The sequence below is a fragment of the Rhizobium sp. P38BS-XIX genome (assembly GCF_012641435.1).
GTDB lineage: Bacteria > Pseudomonadota > Alphaproteobacteria > Rhizobiales > Rhizobiaceae > Rhizobium.
On sequence record NZ_JABAIJ010000015.1, the window covers coordinates 1 to 15,770 of the forward strand.

A 15,770-nucleotide genomic window follows, 5' to 3' on the forward strand; every position below is an offset into this window, starting at 1 on the left:
CGGCATAGGTCAGCCTGTCGAGATTGATGACCGTTTCTTCCTGCAGCTCAATCCAGTCAAGAACAAAATTCCCGCCTATGAACCCGGCTCCACCAGAAACCAATATCGTCATCTAAAATCCATTTCTACCAAACTTCGGCACCATTTCATTTGCGGTCATTAACCTCATTGCGGCGGAATTTTCGCCTAAAAGAGAGCCAATGACAATAAATTAAGGAACTCGAGTGTCTGAACCGAGCCACCAGATAGCCCGAGACAGTCCGAAACACAACCAGACGCACCATTAGTGAACGCGGTCAAACTATTGTATCGATTTTCGATGAGTGAAATTCATACAAATTGGTTTAAGCCCCTAAAGGCTTAAAATGCACTATCTATGAATTTGAGAATTGGCTGGGGAACCTGGACTCGAACCAAGATTAACGGAGTCAGAGTCCGTCGTTCTACCATTGAACTATTCCCCATCGACCGCCGAACCTCTTGTGTTCCGCGGGCAAAGCAGGGCCTCTATAATCGAATTTTGCGAGGATGCAAACACTTTAACGCGGGCCCCGGCATTTTTTTGGAGGATGGAGCCTATGGATGGCGATGGTCTTCGATATTTGCCGTAATGCGGCGGATGGCAGTCGTTGGGCTTTGATATGAGATGCGTAATTGTGCGGCGATTCGTGGGTCAGAATGGTCTAATGGCATGAGCTTTAGGCCGGTGCAGGCCGGTGCTTTCGAGGTTTGTAATAGCCACAATACCGGAAGTCGGAATTTCATTTGCCGTTGTTTAGGACAATGACGTTATGAAACGTGGAGCCAGTGCGGACAAGACGGTGATATCCCAGATTCAGGCCGTCTTTTAACAGTCACATTCCTGTTCGCATTATTGGCTAAATGAGCGCGAAACCGAAAAGAGGGCCCCCGCATGACAGAAACGAAGACCTTTGATCCGGCGGACGGGATCGTCGACTTCGATGCCGGCGAAGGCGAAGCGCCGACCGTGGTGGAGATGGACGACTACACCAAGAGCCTTGCCCAGGCGAAGGCCAAGTCCGTCAAGCTCGTGGATGCCATTACCGGCCAAACGCTCAAGAAGAAGGACGCCGTTCACGTCGACGACCTGCGCCCTTCGCTGGCGGATTTCATGCGCCAGAAACATCCCGAGCTTCGCGCTGACGACTATATCAGCCGCAAGGTGATGGATGACTATCGCGCTCAATATATTGCCGAGCTTTTGACGGACGAGCGCGGCGAGCTTTCCACGCTCGAAGATGAAGTCGTCGAAAGCCTGAAGACGCACGATACGCTGGCCGAGAACATCGAGGAGGATTACGAAGACCATCGTTCCATCGGCGACCGCATGGCAGATGGCGTTGCCTCCTTCGGCGGCAGCTGGACCTTCATCATTTCCTTCTGTCTGTTTCTGGGCGTTTGGATGGCCGTCAACATCGTCTTGGGCGAGAAGCAGGCGTTCGATGCCTATCCGTTCATCCTGCTGAACCTGGTCCTATCCACGATCGCCGCGCTGCAGGCGCCCGTCATTATGATGAGCCAGCGACGTCAGGAAGAGAAGGATCGGCTGCGCGCACTCAACGATTACAAGGTGAACCTCAAGGCTGAGCTGGAAATCCGCCATCTGCATGAAAAGGTCGACCATCTCCTCAATCGCCAATGGGAGCGGTTGACCGAAATTCAGCAGATCCAGATCGAGATGATGCTGGAACAGGCCAAGGCCGCAACACGCGCGATCAAGGCCAATAAGGCAACGAAGGCGAAAACAAGCGCGTTGAAGAGCCTGTTCGGCAAGGTCAAGGATCCCGACACGGACGATTCATTGAATTGAGCGCCTGCGGGGCGGCGCATCGCTGCTCGCCGGCCAGGGGCGGCAGATCTATGCGCTGGCCGCCTTTCGTCGCGTCGCAAGCAATACCGGCATGCAAACGAGATAAAGCGACGCGCCGACAATCCAGACCAGCCCGGGAAAGATTGGCCGCGAGGCGAAATAGATTTCGCTGATGGCGAGAGGCGCAATGACGGATGCAAGGCTCGTCAGGCTGCTCAGCACGCCCTGGAGACGCCCCTGATCGTCGGCGCTCACACGCTGCGTCATCAATGACACCAGCGCCGGCTGACCGATACCACCCAGGCAAAAGAGCGGAAACAGCAGGAAGGCGACAAAACCGCGCGTCGCAAAGGCAATCGCGACATAGGCGGCGCTATCACAGATGATCGCAACGATCAGCGCGGCACGCTCGCCCCATCGTTCGCTCAAAGATCCTGCGACAAAAGCCTGGGCCAGCGCATGGAAGAGGCCAAAGCCCGCGAGTGACAAGCCGACTGTCATCGTATCCCAGCCGAATTTGTCCTGACCGTAGAGCACCCATATGGTGCCGCCAACCTCGCCGACCATGCCGAGAACCAGAGACAGGAACAGCAGCGGCAATAACGCCGGAAAGGCGCCAACCCAGCGCAGTGGCGCGAGCGGATGAAACGCCGCTGGATCGATGCGCTCCGGCGTGATCGCACGGGTTTCCGGCAAGACGAACAACGCGACGATGAAATTTGTCATCACGAGAGCGGCGGCAGCCACGAACGGCGCGCGAAGGGATACAGTGCCGAGCAAGCCGCCGATGACGGGTCCGAGAATGAAGCCGATGCCGAAACAGGCGCTGAGCAGCCCGAAGACGCGCGTGCGCTTCTCTTGCGGGGTAATATCCGTCAAACATGCGGCCGCAACCGAGGCATTGGCGGCCGTGAGGCCGGAAACGGCACGGCCGAGAAACAGCCACCAGAAGCCCGGCGCCCAAGCCATGAAGGCATAATCGATCATGCCGCCAGCCAGCGAGATCAGCAGAACGGGCCGGCGTCCATAGCGATCGCTGAGAGTTCCGATAACGGGAGCGGCGAGAAACTGCAGCCCGGCATAAAGCGACAGGAAAGCGCCGTAGCGCCAGCCAAGATCGGGCGTATGCGCGACTCTCCGCAAAAGCTCCGGCAGGATCGGCATTACAAGCCCGGTGCCGGCAGCATCGAGGATGACCACAGCCAGAATGGTCAGAAGCATCTTGTTCATAGCATAAATTTATCGTTGATAAGGAACTTTATCGCCGATAAATTATACACTCTAAACTGTCAATCGGAGAGGTCATGAAAATCGATCGGGCCCAGATCGTCGATACCGCGCTGATTATTCTGAATGAGGTCGGCATCGATGGGCTTTCGACACGGCTGATCGCCCAACGCCTGGGCGTCCAGCAACCGGCACTCTATTGGCATTTCAAAGGAAAGCAGGCGCTGCTGGCAGCGATGAACACCGAGATGCTGAGACGGAACCACACGCGCACAGCCCCCTTAGCCGGAGAAACCTGGCAGGAATTCGTGCGCGTCAATGCCCGCAGCTTCCGTTCTGCGCTATTGGCATGGCGCGACGGCGCCCGCGTTCATGCCGGAACGGAGGCGGATCCAACAGATCTCGATTCGATTGAGGCTCAGCTCGAATGTCTGGTCGCTGCCGGTTTCGATCCGGGAAGAGCCCTTGGCCTGCAGATTGCCATTAGCCGCTATGTGGTCGGATGCGTGCTGGAAGAGCAGGCGGACGCGGGCGATCCGGCTGACAAGGCCGCCCTCGATCAGGCGGCCAAAAGCCGGCCGAACCTTGCCAGCGCGCTCAGGTTCTACCGGGCAAGCGGGCATGAAGCCCTTTTCAATGGCGGTCTCGAGCTGTTGATCACCGGGGCGGAAGCCGCCGGATAGACGGCCTCGCCGGGCAGGCACTGCGTGATCATTTCGGCGTGCACGGAGCGGTTATCGCTCCGCCTTGAAGGTCCGGCCCAGATCCGGCCCGAGGCCGAAATAATGCCTGAAAACGTAAAGCAGAGGGCTCCATTGCGCGGTGTCGATATGGTTGGTGTCCGGCACGACAATATTCCTGTGAGCATGGACACGCAGCACCTTCACTTCGATGATCCAGAACGCTTCCGGACGCTCGGCGGGCCAGTCACCTCCCGGCGTATGGGCCGCAACCATCTCCGCTTCGAACTGAATAGGGCATTCGGCAATCCGCAACGGCCGGACAAGCTCGGCGGGTTGCGGCGTGAGATCGGAAACATCGAATTTATCGGCCTCGAAGCGATAACCGATCTTCTGCTTGTGCGGCGGAACGGGATTGCGGCCCGTCGTCGGAGCCAGCGTCTCGATCTTGGGCCAGAGATCCGGCGCAGGGAAATTCAGCACGAGCTGGCGTTCGCGCATGATGTTTTCCCGCCCCTTGCTGCTGGCGGTGAGACCCAGCACGGCGCGATCGAATAGGGTCCAGACCGAGGACATGGGCGAAATATTCGTCGTTCCATCTGCATTGAGGCTGGTGATCAGCGCCACGGGCGTACCGATATAAAGGACGCTCGGCTTGATCTCGATATGCCTGCGATCGTCCTCAATCGGGGTGAGTTCGGCATTGTCCGTCAACATCGCAAAATCCTCCTTTTGAGGACTTCAGTTTAACCACCGGAGGGCGGGGAATAGTTCGTCATCGAACGAACCATTCCCGGTAGCCACGACAAATGACGTCATCAGCCTCAGGAAGCGGATGCCAACCTCACCCTGTTTCGGCCACTCTCCTTGGCCGCATAAACCGCCTTGTCGGCACGCGCCAGAATACGCTCGTAATCGAGTTCGACCTGGAAGGCGGCAACGCCGATACTGGCGGTGACGGCAAGCCTGCCGCCATCGGCAAGCGGCACCGACAGGCTGGAAATCTCGGCGCGGATCTTTTCGGCAACCTGCAAGCCCATCCCCTCATCGCATTCGACGAGCACGATCAGCATTTCCTCGCCACCGTAGCGGAAGACGAAATCGGTCTGGCGGACAGTTTCGGTAATCGCGACCGCGACCGACCGAAGCGCCTGATCGCCCACCTTGTGGCCATGCGTGTCGTTGATACGCTTGAAATGATCGATATCCAGCAGCAGCACACAAAAGCCGCCGGCGACGGACATTTTCTGCAGTTGTATCTCACGCATCAGCACAGACGGCATGAAACGGCGCGTCAGCAATTGCGTCAGCGGGTCCCGTCCGCTTTCGACTTCGATATGCGCTTCGAAAATACCGCTCAGCAGGAACTTGATTGCCGAAAGCTCCTCCTCGATCTTTCGCGCGGCATCGCTGATCTGCGAGCGGTCATTGAAGCTCACGCGCTCCAGCGCTGGAACGAGCTCGTTGTCGATCCGGGTAACAAGGGTCTTGATCAGCTCAAGTTTGGGCTCGCGCTCAAACAGGATATGAGCCTTGTGGTTCAGCCAGAGGCCGAGCTCGCTCTTCCAAAGCCGCGGCAAGCCGGCGGAGGAGGCGCTTTGGTAAAAGGAAGCCAGGAGCCCGTGCCCCCACTCCATGAGAGCAGCCCTCTGGCGCTCCCGCTCCATCGCCAGATTCTGGCCGAGCAGATGCAGACGATAGGCTTCGTTGACGCGCGCATTCGAGGCTACGCCTTTTTGATAGCTGGCCTCACGGATCTCGAGCGCAATATCAAAAAGCCCGATGATAAAGGCCATCGCGTCGACCAGTTGCTGTCGGGAAACATCGGTCTCCGACAGATGGCGCAGAAACCATAGCTTGATCTTGCGGATCGATCGCGAAACAGCGTGCGGCGGAAAGCCGATACGCGCCATTGTCTCGCCCAGGCTATCTTGCTGCGAAAAGAAGATCTCGCCGGATGTCGCCTCGCGGTTGACGAGCTGCTGCACCCATTCCATGAACCGGGCCGTGAAGGCGGCCAGATTGGCATCTTCGCCGATCAGGGAAAGAAGATCGGGATCGCCTTCCAGATAGGCTCTGTAGCGCTGCTTCAGCTCATCCTCGTAGGTGTGGACGATCGTGTGGACGATGTTGCGCGTTTCTGTCGACGTCTTCTCGACGAGAGCGTTCCATTCTCGCGCGATACGTTCCGGCATTACGGTACTTTCCTGGCTCAAAAATCGGTTCCCTGATATTGCCCGTGCAATCCATGTCCTTCCCCTCGTGGGCCAGACGTCGCAGGCACGCTCATCGGACGACCGCTGCTTTGAACGTGACGCTCGCGCAAAAGACCGAAGCTGCCGAAACAACAACGAGCTTTTGATCTTCAACGCCGGTCCATTCGAGACCAAGTCGAAGCAAAGCAGAATTGAACAATGAGTTGACGGCTGAAATAACCCATAAGGATCAAGAGTAAACCCCGGAAGCCATAGCAAAAAAGAATGGCTGTATTGCCGAACCAATCGATCAGGACTGGATATGGCGCTGACAAATATCTGTCTCCGGTCCACTCCATCCGAGATCGACTTATCGAGACACGCCGCCAATAGACCCCGGTATCATCCGGCAGCGGAATGACCCTGGCGGCGTGGCCCGCAAGACAACTTGACGTGAATTCGTCACACCATTGTCATGCAGCGCCTCTACTCAGGCTTGCAGATTTTAGAAACGCCGATTTTCCGATGACAAGTGACGCAAACCGGATCCAGGCTGCCGTTTCGGCAACAGGATTGGAACTTCATTACGACAAGGCGATCGTTCTGGGCGGTATCGATCTTTCGCTCGCCAGGGGACAGACGCTCGCGCTCCTCGGCCCTTCGGGCTGCGGCAAGACGACCCTTCTTCGTCTCGTTGCCGGGCTGCTTGCACCGACCAAAGGGGCGATCAGCATTTCCGGCCAAGTGGTTGCCGATGCGGGATCGAAGACCTTCGTGCCGCCGGAAAAGCGCAATCTCGGCATGGTCTTCCAGGACTACGCTCTCTGGCCGCATCTGACCGTCGGCGGCAACGTCGCATTCCCCCTTGAAATGCGCGGCGTTTCAAAGGCTGATCGCGAGAAGCGTACCAGGCGGGCGCTGGAGCGCGTCGGGCTTTCGGCGCTTGCGCAGCGGCGACCAAGCGATCTTTCAGGCGGCCAACAGCAGCGCGTGGCGATCGCCCGCGCCATCGTCGCCGAACCGCAGCTGATCCTCTTCGACGAGCCGCTCTCCAATCTCGACCGCGAACTGCGCGAAAACATGGTCGGCGAACTTGCCGAACTCATCGCCACGCTCGGCCTGACGGCGATCTACGTCACGCACGACCACAGCGAGGCCCTGACGCTTGCTGACCAAGTCGCGATCATGCGCGCCGGCGAGATTGCCCAGCTCGCCTCGCCGGATATCCTGATCGAAAGTCCGGCGTCACCCGAAGTCGCCGAGTTCCTGCGGCTCGGCAGCACGGCCGATCTCGAGTGGCGAGACGATGGCTGGCGGCTGGCGGGAAGCACGCATGTGTTGTCAAGCACAGCGCGACCAGGACGGGACAGGGCCAGAATTCTTATCCCCACACGCGCCATCTCGCTCGGTGCGGCCGCTGAGCCGAGCCTGACGGCAACGGCGATCCGCTCGCATTTCCGGGGAGATGGCCACCTCGTCACCGCCGCACCGCACGGCACCACCGGCATCGAGCTACAGGTTCTGAGCCCGGTCAAGGTCCGGGCAGGCGAGCAGATCGGCCTTTCGGTCGATACCGACAGCATCCTGTGGTTCTAGCAGGACCATGATTTGAGACTATAGAGAGGAAGAGATGTTTAAATCGCTGAAATCAATTGCAATTTTTGCACTTTCGAGCGCGCTTCTGGGCGGCGTCGCCCATGCCGATATCACCGTCTACACCGCAGGCCCGCAGAACCTGATCGACAAGCTGTCCGCCGGCTTCACCGCCCAGACGGGTATCAAGGTCAACGTCTTCCAGGCAACGACCGGTAAGGTCATGGCGCGCATTGAGGCCGAAGCCTCCAACCCGGCCGTCGATGTGCTGATTTCGGCTTCTTGGGATACGGCAACCGATTTCACCAAGCGCGGCTGGCTCGTGCCTTACACCAGCCCGAATGCGGCGAAGGTCCCGGCACTTCTGAAGTCGGAAACCGCGGTTGCCCAGGGTGTGTCGGCGCTCGGCATCGCCTGGAACACCAAGAGCGGCACGTCCGAGCCGAAGGAATGGGCCGATCTCGCCAAGCCGGAATTCAAGGATCTCGTCAATATTCCCGATCCCGCCCAGTCCGGCTCCTCCTTCGAGCTGACGGCCGCCCTCGGCGCCAAGGATAACGACAAGCTCTTCAAGGATCTGAAGGACAATGGAGCCGTCATCGCCGGCGCCAACGCCGAAGCGCTGAACCCGGTATTGCAGGGCGCCAAGGCCGCCGTCTTCGGCGCCGTCGACTACATCACCTTCGCCGCCAAGGCCAAGGGTGAGAGCGTCGACGTTATCTTCCCGCAGTCCGGTACGGTCATCGCACCGCGCCCGGTCATGATCCTCAACTGGTCCAAGCATCAGGACGAAGCCAAGAAGTTCGTCGACTACATGCTGTCCGATGAGGGCCAGAAGCTGGTTGCAGCCACCTTCCTGATGCCGGCCCGCTCCGACATCCCGGCCTCGCGGCCGCTGATGAGCGATCTCAAGCTGCTCGATTACGACGTCAATGCCGTCTACGGCAAGCGCAAGGAAATCCTGAAGCAGATCAGCGATCTGTTCGGCGGCAAGTAAGGCTTGAAAGAATGAGTGCGAAGGGAACAGGCGCTCCGGTGCCGGCAGCTTGGCTCGCAGCCTTGGGGCTGATCATCATTGTCGCCTTTCCCTTCGTCGCAGTCGTGCTGCAGGCCGTCTTTCCCTCGCTCGGGCAAGGCTCGTTTGCGGCCCCCTTCTCGGCCATCGGCAAGACGCTGGCCGATGAAGCGCTGATCGGCATGACGACGAATACCATCCTTCTTGGCTGCGCCGTCGTTCTCGCCTCGGCTGTTATCGCCGTTCCCCTTGGTGTATTGCGGGCGCTTTACCGCATTCCCTTCGCGCCGGTATGGGACGTGCTACTGCTGACGCCCTTCATGATCCCGCCCTATATCGCCACGCTCGGCTGGATCATGACGCTGCAGCCGCGCGGCTATCTCCAGCAGCTCGTCGGCTTCAACCTCGCCTCGACCCTCTTCTCCCTGGCCGGCATGACCGTGGTCATGACCTTCAACACATTTCCGGTGGTCTATTTCGCCGTCTCGCGCACGGTCGAGGCCGTCGGCGCCCGCTATGCCGATGTCGGCCGCGTCTTCGGCGCCTCGCCCGCACGCGCCTTCTGGCGGATCACGCTGCCGCTGTCGGCACCGGGCCTTGCCGCCAGCCTGTTGCTGGTCTTTGCCGCCGCGATCGAGGAATACGGCACGCCGGCAGCGCTCGGCCGTCGCGCCGGCTTCCAGGTGCTTGTGACCGGCATCGACACCCGCATCGGCGACTGGCCGATCGACCTGCCGGGTGCGGCCATCCTGTCGCTCACCCTCGTCATCATCTCGCTGATCGCATTTCTCATCCAGCGCCGGATTCTTTCGCGCCGCTCCTACCAGACCGTCAGCGGCAAGCCGCAGAACAAGGACAAGCGGCCGCTCGGCGCGATGACCGCGCCTGTTCTGCTGGCCTTCGGCATCGTCTCGTTCCTCGCGACCGGCGTGCCCATGCTGTCGATCCTCGCAACCGCGCTCTCGAAAACGATCTCGCGCGGCCTCGTCATCGACAATCTCGGCTTCGACAATTTCGCTTCCGTCTTCGGCAACAGCGCCGGCGCGCTGGCCGCCCTCGGCAACAGCCTAGCGCTCGGTGTCGGCACCGCCGTCATCACCGGTCTCATCGGCATTACAGCAGCCTATACCGTCGTGAAAACGAAGATGCGCGGCCGCATGCTGATCGACATTATGACCGTGCTGCCGAATGCGCTCCCCGGCATCGTCGTCGCCGTGGGCCTGATCCTCGTCTGGAACATGCCCGGCCTGCCATTCACGCCCTACAACACCGGCATCATCCTGCTGCTGGCCTATTGCTGCATCCTGCTGCCCCAGACGGCGCGCTATTCCGCCGCCGCCTTCCAGCAGATCGGCGACAATCTCGAGGCTGCCGCCCGTGTCTCGGGTGCCGGAACACTGACAGTCTTCCGCCGCATCCTGCTGCCGCTGGTGCTGCCGAGCCTGGCATCCGCCATGCTGCTCGTCTTCGCGCTCGCCTCCCGTGAGCTCGTCGCCTCGATCGTGCTGGCGCCCGTCGGTATGCAGACCATCGCTACCTTCATCTGGCGACAGTTCGAACAAGGCTCGATCGGCCTCGGCATGGCCATGGCCTTCGTGACGATCATCCTGACGACGCTGATCCCGCTTCTCTTCCTCTCACTTCTGCGCCGCAGCGGGCTCGTCGCCGAATAGGTTCTGCGCAAAGAGCGCCGGCTAGTTTATTCGCTCTCATCCACGGGCGGCGGCACGACGACCAGAGTGTCCTCGGCCATCAGCATCCGCCCATCCTGCGCCCGCAGCTCCAGCCGCCGCACCGGCAGGCTTGTCACCCTGTCGACCAGCGTTACATGCGGCTCATTTGGCGCGAAGAAGAAATCCTCGCCCCATTGGCGAAGCGCCACCAGCAGCGGAAACAGGCCCTGCCCCTTCTGCGTCAGCACATACTCCTGATAGGGGCTGCCATCGGCGGCCGGCACGGTATCCATGATGCCGTGAGCAACGAGATTGCGCAGCCGGGCCGAGAGGATGTTCTTGGCAAGCCCGAGGCTCTTCTGAAACTCGCCGAACCGGCGCAGCCCATCGAAGGCGTCGCGGATGATCAACAGCGACCACCAGTCACCGATCGCATCCAGCGGCCGCGCCACCCCGCACATGGAATCCCTGTGGCTTACTCTTTTGGCCATGCCGCTCTGCCCTCGCTCGCTTTCATTCATCCTTGTCGAAGCGACGCCGATAAGCCGTCGCATCGTCACTCGAATATAACGGTTGCAAATTAAAACCACAAGAGCTATCGCAGTTATGGTTTCAAACTAAAACCACGATAGGAGAGCAATATGATTCCCTCTGACGCCACCTTCGCAGGCACATTCCCCTTCGCTCCGCATTTCACAGATGCACCGGGTTTTCGCATGCACTACGTCGATGAAGGACCACGCGACGGCGAAGTCGTTCTCTGCCTGCATGGCGAGCCAACCTGGGGTTATCTGTTTCGACACCTCATCTCGACCTTGAGCCGCACGCACCGCGTCGTCGTTCCCGACCACATGGGCTTCGGCAAAAGCGAAACACCGGCCGACCGCAGCTATCGGCTGCAAGATCATATCGCCAATCTGGAGGCTTTCGTGCTCGCGCTCGGCCTCACCGATATCACCCTCGTTATGCATGATTTCGGCGGCCCGGTCGGCATGGCCCTTGCCGCCCGTCATCCTGACCGTATCAGTCGCATCATCTCCGCAAACGGCCCAACGCCCTTCGGCCAACCTGACAGCATGGAGCGAGGCGTGGCAAATGCCGCCGTATCCCCGTGGTTTCAATGGATTCTCAAGGCCGAAGCCGATGGCACGCTGGAGCCCGTGCTCGACAATCTCGGCTATAACATTCTGAGCACGCTCAAGCTCAATGGCTTTGAAAACAACGGCGTCATCGACGACACCTGGATCGAAGCCTATGGCACGCCTTTTGCCACCGCGGCCGAGTGCCTCGGCGCGCTCGGCTGGGCCAAAGGCTTTGCGACCGACGCCCATCAATTCGAGATACCTGATCCCGCAGCCCAGCGCATCATCCGTGGCAAACCGGCGCTCGCCATATGGGGCGAAGCGGACAGGACGCTGCATGCGGAACATTTCCTGCCGCTCTTCTCCGCCCTCTTCCCGTCGGGCCCCATCGAACGCCTCCCCGGTGTCGGCCATTATTGCTTCGAGGATGCGCCGGAAACCATCTCGAGCCTGATCGCGGATTTCCTGCGACGGAGCTGAGGCCATAAGGTCAAGTTAATCGCGACCCAAACAGAGGAGCGGGAAACCCTCCCGCCCTCACCACGTCCCGATCTCGCCTCTCCCTGCCCGCGAGAAACGCCAAGACAGGAATCGCGGCAAACGTCAAACCAGAGACCCATCCAATTGACATTCTCCACGATTGTGACACCGTTCGGCAATGGTTGCTGACCCAACGTTTTGAGGCAAAATGACAAAACGATCGCAAGCCGTTATCACCACAGCCGAAGAGCGCCCGCGCGACGGATGGAACGACCCTGTCCATGGCTCCATCTCCTGGCACACGCTGCTCAGCAGCGACATGACCCCCACGGACAGCATGAGCGCCGGCATCGCAGACCTCGCGCCCGGCGGCGAACTCAAGCCGCACCGCCACAACCCATCGGAAATCTACTTCATCTTCGAGGGAACCGGCATCGTCCAGATCGACGGAGAAGAGACGGCCGTCAAATCCGGCACAACAGTCTTCATCCCCGGCAACGCCGAACACGGCATCCGCAACGAATCATCCGCCAATCTGAAATTCTTCTACGTGTTTCCGACCGGGTCTTTTGCGGACGTGGTCTATCGGTTTCCGGAGGGGTGAGCACGAGAAAGCACGCCGTTTATGAACTTGATCTCAGCAGGACGCTTTACTCATGCGAAAGCTAGAAGAATGGGAGCGGCATTTTAATAGTGTCGGCTGGTTTATCCCGCCATACATTCAGATGGGGCACCTAGCATCACTGGCTTCTGCAATTCGTGCATCAAACGGTAGCTTTACCCAAGATGAGCTTGAGGGCCGCATGGCCTATCTCTATGAGCCTATTGGCGTTGCCGCTATGGTATGTGATCGATATCCAATCACTCCCGTCATCAGCGAGTACCGACAGACAATTGCCGAGGCCGTTGCAGCTCATTTTGCTGGACTTCACCATACCGCCGTTGCCGGCTTAATTCCCGTAATTGAGGGCGCCGGGCGAGAGCTGCTGAATGTCAGAGGAGAAGGAGCGCCCAAGCTCGGGGTGCGCAAAGTGTTTGCCACTCTAGCCTCAAATTGCCTAAACGAGGTTCGCCGACAGCAAATGGGCGACATGGACGAAATCGAGTCCATGTTCATTGCATTCGAAAGTTTTACGCGGGACTACATTTATACAGATTCATCGCTTTATAGTTTAGCGGATAAAACTAATAGGCACGGCATAACCCATGGCAGATACCGTGACTCTGACTACGGTCGACCATTGAATTTTTATAAAACAATCTCTGCTGTCGATTTCCTTACGTTCATATCGTCCTTAAGAGCGAATCTGTCGTGGTTTGCGCCGACTCCGACAACGACATCCCTGAAGCTAGCAGCTGTTTATGAAAAGCTTGCCCGAAAGCCCATTCTGGCAGACTTCGACTAGCGAATCTCATCTCATCTTTTTGTTTAAGACTTTTAGAAATACCAATTAATATGAGATTCAGCTGCGAGCAAAGGTAACAAAATGCCTCACAAACATCTTGTGACTGGCGGAGAGGGTGGGATTTGAACCCACGATACCCTTGCAGGTATGCCGCATTTCGAGTGCGGTGCATTCGACCACTCTGCCACCTCTCCGGTTATGCTGGTCGGCGCTGTCAGGCGCGGAGGGCTACATAGCGAGAGACGAAGAGGATAGCAAGGGCGAATATGAAAGCTTTTCATCCTTTCGCCTTGACAGATCAGGGACGCTTATATATCCGTGCGGCGCAATAGGTGTGGATAAGTCCGTGCCTTGCCAGCCCTGCTTTGCGCAGGGTTTCACCGGCAGATCTTTTCGAGACCATTAAGTCTCTGGAATTCCTGCTAAACTCAGACTGATAAAAAGACAGCCACTCGCCTTCGGGACGAGAGAGCTGGAACGAACATGAAAGGATAAAAAATGTTCGCAGTCATCAAGACCGGCGGTAAGCAGTACCGAGTGGCAGCAAACGACGTGCTGACCATCGAGAAGCTCGAAGTCACCGCCGGCGACACCGTAGAATTCACCGAAGTCCTCGTTATCGGCGAAGGCGCCGACGCTGCGATTGGTGCTCCCTTCGTTCAGGGCGCTTCCGTCAAGGCCGAAGTGGTCGAGCACAACCGCGGCAAGAAGGTCATCGCCTTCAAGAAGCGCCGTCGTCAGAACTCGAAGCGTTCGCGCGGCCATCGTCAGCATCACACGGTTGTCCGCATCACGGACATCGTGGCTGCCAAGTAAGTAACGGGATCAGGGTTTAAAGGAGAACTCCAATGGCACACAAAAAAGCTGGCGGTTCCTCGCGCAACGGTCGCGATTCCGAATCCAAGCGCCTTGGCGTGAAGAAGTTCGGCGGCGAAACCGTCATCGCAGGCAACATTATCGTGCGTCAGCGCGGTACGCAGTGGCACCCGGGTTCCAACGTTGGCCTCGGCAAGGATCACACGATTTTTGCGCTTACGGCGGGCAACGTGAACTACCGTACGAAGGCCAATGGCCGCGTGTACGTGTCTGTAATGCCGAAAGCGGAAGCAGCGGAATAAGCCGGTAGCGCTCTAAAACAGCCGGCGTCTCATCGACCCGGCTGACGCTACAAGGTTCAGTCAAGAAAAAAGGGGAGATGGGGCGCCATCTCCCCTTTTTCTTTACCCTCAACCAAGGAGGACTGAACCATGCAAGGCGAATTGTTAAGGGAAGACCAATCAAGGTCTCCCGAAGAACGGCTGAGGCCGGATAGGTTAAGGACCGATTGCCCCGTCTTACTGTCGGAAAGGCTCGTTCTGCGCGCGCCCCACGAAGAAGACATCGACGCCCTTGCCCATCTCGCCAACAACGCCAATGTCGCCACGATGGTGTCGCGTATGCCGCACCCGTATACGGCCAATGATGCCGCCGATTTCGTGCGACGCACGAAACTTGGCGAGATTGGCAAGTGCGTCTATGCGATTACGAAAGCCGACAACGGCGCCTTTCTCGGATGCTGCGGGGTCGAGCCGACGGCCGATCCGCGCACCGTCGAGATCGGCTATTGGCTGGGCGAACCCTATTGGAACCAGGGCTACACGACCGAGGCAGCACACGCGCTGGTCGACATGGTCTTCCGCACGCGGGAGAATGTCGCCCAGATCGATGCCCGTTGCCGGGTCATGAATGTCGCCTCGAGACGGGTCATTCAAAAGTGCGGCTTCCAGTTTCAGGGATCGGGCCTCGCCGCATCCCTGGCGCTCGGCAGCACCGTACCGGTCGAATGGTACAGGCTCGATCGCAAGACCTGGATATCCTTGCGTAGCTGGGGAGGTCAGAGATGAACGCGCTCGCCCTCACCCGTCGAAACGACCGGATCCTGACACCCGGGCCGACGCCGGTCATCCAGACCGGCCGACTGACGCTGCGCCCGCACCGGCTCAGCGACGCCGACATGATCGCGGAATCGCTTTCAGATTTCGCCGTCACCCGCATGCTGGCCCGCGTCCCCGCGCCCTATGACCGGCAGGATGCGCTCGACTGGCTGGTCGAGCACACCGCCGGACTGGGCACCGATTGGGAACTGGCCATCACCGAGCGGGATGATGCCCATATCGGCAACGTCGGTATCGAGCTCCGCCACGGCCGCTGGCACCTCGGTTATTGGCTGAACCGCTTCTATTGGCGGCAAGGCATCATGACCGAAGCGGTCAAGGCTGCGCTCGAACGTTTTGCCCGTCGCATGCCCGAAGTCGCCATCCATTCCGGCGTCTTCGCCGACAATCCGGCATCCTTGAAGCTGCAGCAAAAGCTCGGCTTCGAGATCACCGGTTGCTCGGAGATCTACAGCTTTGCCCGCAACACCATGGTTCCGCACATCGAAACCACGCTGAAGCCGGGCGCGCTGCGGCTCTTTCAGGCGGCCTGAGATCCCTGGAATCGGTCATCGCCGGTCAAACCGGCGATGACCTACATACCAATCATGCAGTTCCGCCCCTTTATGGCACGGGAGCCGCACGATATTCTTTGACCTCAGCCCGAAGCGCCTA

Annotated in this window: 16 protein-coding genes, 2 tRNA genes and 1 pseudogene; 12 read left to right on the forward strand and 7 right to left on the reverse strand. The window is 59.0% G+C overall.

Annotated features, from left to right (window positions below; genetic code table 11):
• Positions 1–112, reverse strand: a pseudogene (locus tag HGP17_RS33845) (dTDP-glucose 4,6-dehydratase); the annotation flags it as partial.
• Positions 113–390: 278 nt separating this feature from the next.
• Positions 391–464: transfer RNA gene (locus tag HGP17_RS30195), tRNA-Gln, on the reverse strand.
• A gap of 449 nt (positions 465–913) precedes the next feature.
• Here HGP17_RS30195 and HGP17_RS30200 point away from each other — a divergent pair.
• On the forward strand, positions 914–1,831 hold the full coding sequence (locus HGP17_RS30200; RefSeq protein ID WP_168815099.1) for a DUF1003 domain-containing protein: 918 nt from the start codon (positions 914–916) through the stop codon (positions 1,829–1,831).
• Between the two features lie 48 nt (positions 1,832–1,879).
• On the opposite strand, the gene HGP17_RS30205 is transcribed toward HGP17_RS30200, so the two are convergent.
• On the reverse strand, positions 1,880–3,061 hold the full coding sequence (locus HGP17_RS30205; protein WP_168815101.1) for a TCR/Tet family MFS transporter: 1,182 nt from the start codon (positions 3,059–3,061) through the stop codon (positions 1,880–1,882).
• 74 nt (positions 3,062–3,135) lie between these two features.
• Between HGP17_RS30205 and HGP17_RS30210 the strand changes: the two genes are divergently transcribed.
• On the forward strand, positions 3,136–3,741 hold the full coding sequence (locus tag HGP17_RS30210) for a TetR/AcrR family transcriptional regulator C-terminal domain-containing protein (protein ID WP_168815103.1): 606 nt from the start codon (positions 3,136–3,138) through the stop codon (positions 3,739–3,741).
• Positions 3,742–3,792: 51 nt separating this feature from the next.
• Here the strand turns inward: HGP17_RS30210 and HGP17_RS30215 are convergent, their stop codons facing one another.
• Both HGP17_RS30215 and HGP17_RS30220 read right to left on the reverse strand, forming a co-directional pair.
• The gene (locus HGP17_RS30215) at positions 3,793–4,455 is read right to left on the reverse strand and encodes a flavin reductase family protein (protein WP_168815105.1); all 663 of its coding nucleotides are present in this window, start codon (positions 4,453–4,455) and stop codon (positions 3,793–3,795) included.
• Positions 4,456–4,562: 107 nt separating this feature from the next.
• Positions 4,563–5,933: a GGDEF domain-containing protein gene (locus HGP17_RS30220; RefSeq protein ID WP_168815107.1), complete on the reverse strand. Its 1,371-nt coding sequence runs from the start codon at positions 5,931–5,933 to the stop codon at positions 4,563–4,565.
• Between the two features lie 525 nt (positions 5,934–6,458).
• On the opposite strand from HGP17_RS30220, the gene HGP17_RS30225 reads away from it, so the two are divergent.
• Genes HGP17_RS30225 through HGP17_RS30235 form a run of 3 tightly spaced genes read left to right on the forward strand, consistent with a single transcriptional unit; the run spans position 6,459 to position 10,214 of the window.
• Positions 6,459–7,529: an ABC transporter ATP-binding protein gene (locus HGP17_RS30225; protein ID WP_168815109.1), complete on the forward strand. Its 1,071-nt coding sequence runs from the start codon at positions 6,459–6,461 to the stop codon at positions 7,527–7,529.
• Positions 7,530–7,563: 34 nt separating this feature from the next.
• Positions 7,564–8,523 carry an ABC transporter substrate-binding protein gene (locus HGP17_RS30230; RefSeq protein WP_168815111.1) on the forward strand — a complete coding sequence of 320 codons (960 nt, stop codon included), beginning with the start codon at positions 7,564–7,566 and terminating at the stop codon, positions 8,521–8,523.
• An 11-nt stretch (positions 8,524–8,534) separates the two neighbouring features.
• A complete protein-coding gene (locus HGP17_RS30235; RefSeq protein WP_168815113.1) occupies positions 8,535–10,214 on the forward strand; it encodes an iron ABC transporter permease in 1,680 nt (559 codons plus the stop codon).
• A gap of 26 nt (positions 10,215–10,240) precedes the next feature.
• Here HGP17_RS30235 and HGP17_RS30240 read toward each other — a convergent pair whose 3' ends face one another.
• Complete coding sequence (locus HGP17_RS30240; RefSeq protein ID WP_168815115.1) at positions 10,241–10,705, reverse strand: helix-turn-helix domain-containing protein; 465 nt, start codon at positions 10,703–10,705, stop codon at positions 10,241–10,243.
• 150 nt (positions 10,706–10,855) lie between these two features.
• Here HGP17_RS30240 and HGP17_RS30245 point away from each other — a divergent pair, with 150 nt between their 5' ends.
• The 3 genes from HGP17_RS30245 to HGP17_RS30255 all read left to right on the forward strand — a co-directional run bounded on the left by HGP17_RS30245 (position 10,856) and on the right by HGP17_RS30255 (position 13,182).
• A complete protein-coding gene (locus tag HGP17_RS30245; protein ID WP_168815117.1) occupies positions 10,856–11,776 on the forward strand; it encodes an alpha/beta fold hydrolase in 921 nt (306 codons plus the stop codon).
• Positions 11,777–11,984: 208 nt separating this feature from the next.
• A complete protein-coding gene (locus HGP17_RS30250) occupies positions 11,985–12,380 on the forward strand; it encodes a cupin domain-containing protein (protein WP_168815119.1) in 396 nt (131 codons plus the stop codon).
• Between the two features lie 52 nt (positions 12,381–12,432).
• A complete protein-coding gene (locus tag HGP17_RS30255; protein WP_168815120.1) occupies positions 12,433–13,182 on the forward strand; it encodes a hypothetical protein in 750 nt (249 codons plus the stop codon).
• A 104-nt stretch (positions 13,183–13,286) separates the two neighbouring features.
• On the opposite strand, the gene HGP17_RS30260 is transcribed toward HGP17_RS30255, so the two are convergent.
• Positions 13,287–13,376: transfer RNA gene (locus tag HGP17_RS30260), tRNA-Ser, on the reverse strand.
• 304 nt (positions 13,377–13,680) lie between these two features.
• Here HGP17_RS30260 and rplU point away from each other — a divergent pair.
• From rplU to HGP17_RS30280, 4 genes are all read left to right on the forward strand, one after another.
• Entirely contained in the window at positions 13,681–13,998 is a 318-nt protein-coding gene (gene rplU, locus HGP17_RS30265) for a 50S ribosomal protein L21 (protein ID WP_034481231.1), read from the forward strand.
• A gap of 32 nt (positions 13,999–14,030) precedes the next feature.
• Entirely contained in the window at positions 14,031–14,300 is a 270-nt protein-coding gene (gene rpmA, locus HGP17_RS30270; RefSeq protein WP_007790980.1) for a 50S ribosomal protein L27, read from the forward strand.
• Between the two features lie 129 nt (positions 14,301–14,429).
• On the forward strand, positions 14,430–15,065 hold the full coding sequence (locus HGP17_RS30275; RefSeq protein ID WP_168815121.1) for a GNAT family protein: 636 nt from the start codon (positions 14,430–14,432) through the stop codon (positions 15,063–15,065).
• Entirely contained in the window at positions 15,062–15,649 is a 588-nt protein-coding gene (locus HGP17_RS30280; protein ID WP_168815122.1) for a GNAT family N-acetyltransferase, read from the forward strand. Before HGP17_RS30275 ends, HGP17_RS30280 begins: the two co-directional genes overlap by 4 nt.
• The last annotated feature ends 121 nt before the right edge of the window (positions 15,650–15,770 follow it).

Coding starts and splice junctions, on each gene's coding strand:
- HGP17_RS30205 (WP_168815101.1), bottom strand. CDS start 3,061: ATGAACAAGATGCTTCTGACCATTCTGGCTGTGGTCATCCTCGATGCT.
- HGP17_RS30210 (WP_168815103.1), top strand. CDS start 3,136: ATGAAAATCGATCGGGCCCAGATCGTCGATACCGCGCTGATTATTCTG.
- HGP17_RS30200 (WP_168815099.1), top strand. CDS start 914: ATGACAGAAACGAAGACCTTTGATCCGGCGGACGGGATCGTCGACTTC.
- rplU (WP_034481231.1), top strand. CDS start 13,681: ATGTTCGCAGTCATCAAGACCGGCGGTAAGCAGTACCGAGTGGCAGCA.
- HGP17_RS30255 (WP_168815120.1), top strand. CDS start 12,433: ATGCGAAAGCTAGAAGAATGGGAGCGGCATTTTAATAGTGTCGGCTGG.
- HGP17_RS30245 (WP_168815117.1), top strand. CDS start 10,856: ATGATTCCCTCTGACGCCACCTTCGCAGGCACATTCCCCTTCGCTCCG.
- HGP17_RS30280 (WP_168815122.1), top strand. CDS start 15,062: ATGAACGCGCTCGCCCTCACCCGTCGAAACGACCGGATCCTGACACCC.
- HGP17_RS30230 (WP_168815111.1), top strand. CDS start 7,564: ATGTTTAAATCGCTGAAATCAATTGCAATTTTTGCACTTTCGAGCGCG.
- HGP17_RS30275 (WP_168815121.1), top strand. CDS start 14,430: ATGCAAGGCGAATTGTTAAGGGAAGACCAATCAAGGTCTCCCGAAGAA.
- HGP17_RS30240 (WP_168815115.1), bottom strand. CDS start 10,705: ATGGCCAAAAGAGTAAGCCACAGGGATTCCATGTGCGGGGTGGCGCGG.
- rpmA (WP_007790980.1), top strand. CDS start 14,031: ATGGCACACAAAAAAGCTGGCGGTTCCTCGCGCAACGGTCGCGATTCC.
- HGP17_RS30250 (WP_168815119.1), top strand. CDS start 11,985: ATGACAAAACGATCGCAAGCCGTTATCACCACAGCCGAAGAGCGCCCG.
- HGP17_RS30225 (WP_168815109.1), top strand. CDS start 6,459: ATGACAAGTGACGCAAACCGGATCCAGGCTGCCGTTTCGGCAACAGGA.
- HGP17_RS30220 (WP_168815107.1), bottom strand. CDS start 5,933: ATGCCGGAACGTATCGCGCGAGAATGGAACGCTCTCGTCGAGAAGACG.
- HGP17_RS30215 (WP_168815105.1), bottom strand. CDS start 4,455: ATGTTGACGGACAATGCCGAACTCACCCCGATTGAGGACGATCGCAGG.
- HGP17_RS30235 (WP_168815113.1), top strand. CDS start 8,535: ATGAGTGCGAAGGGAACAGGCGCTCCGGTGCCGGCAGCTTGGCTCGCA.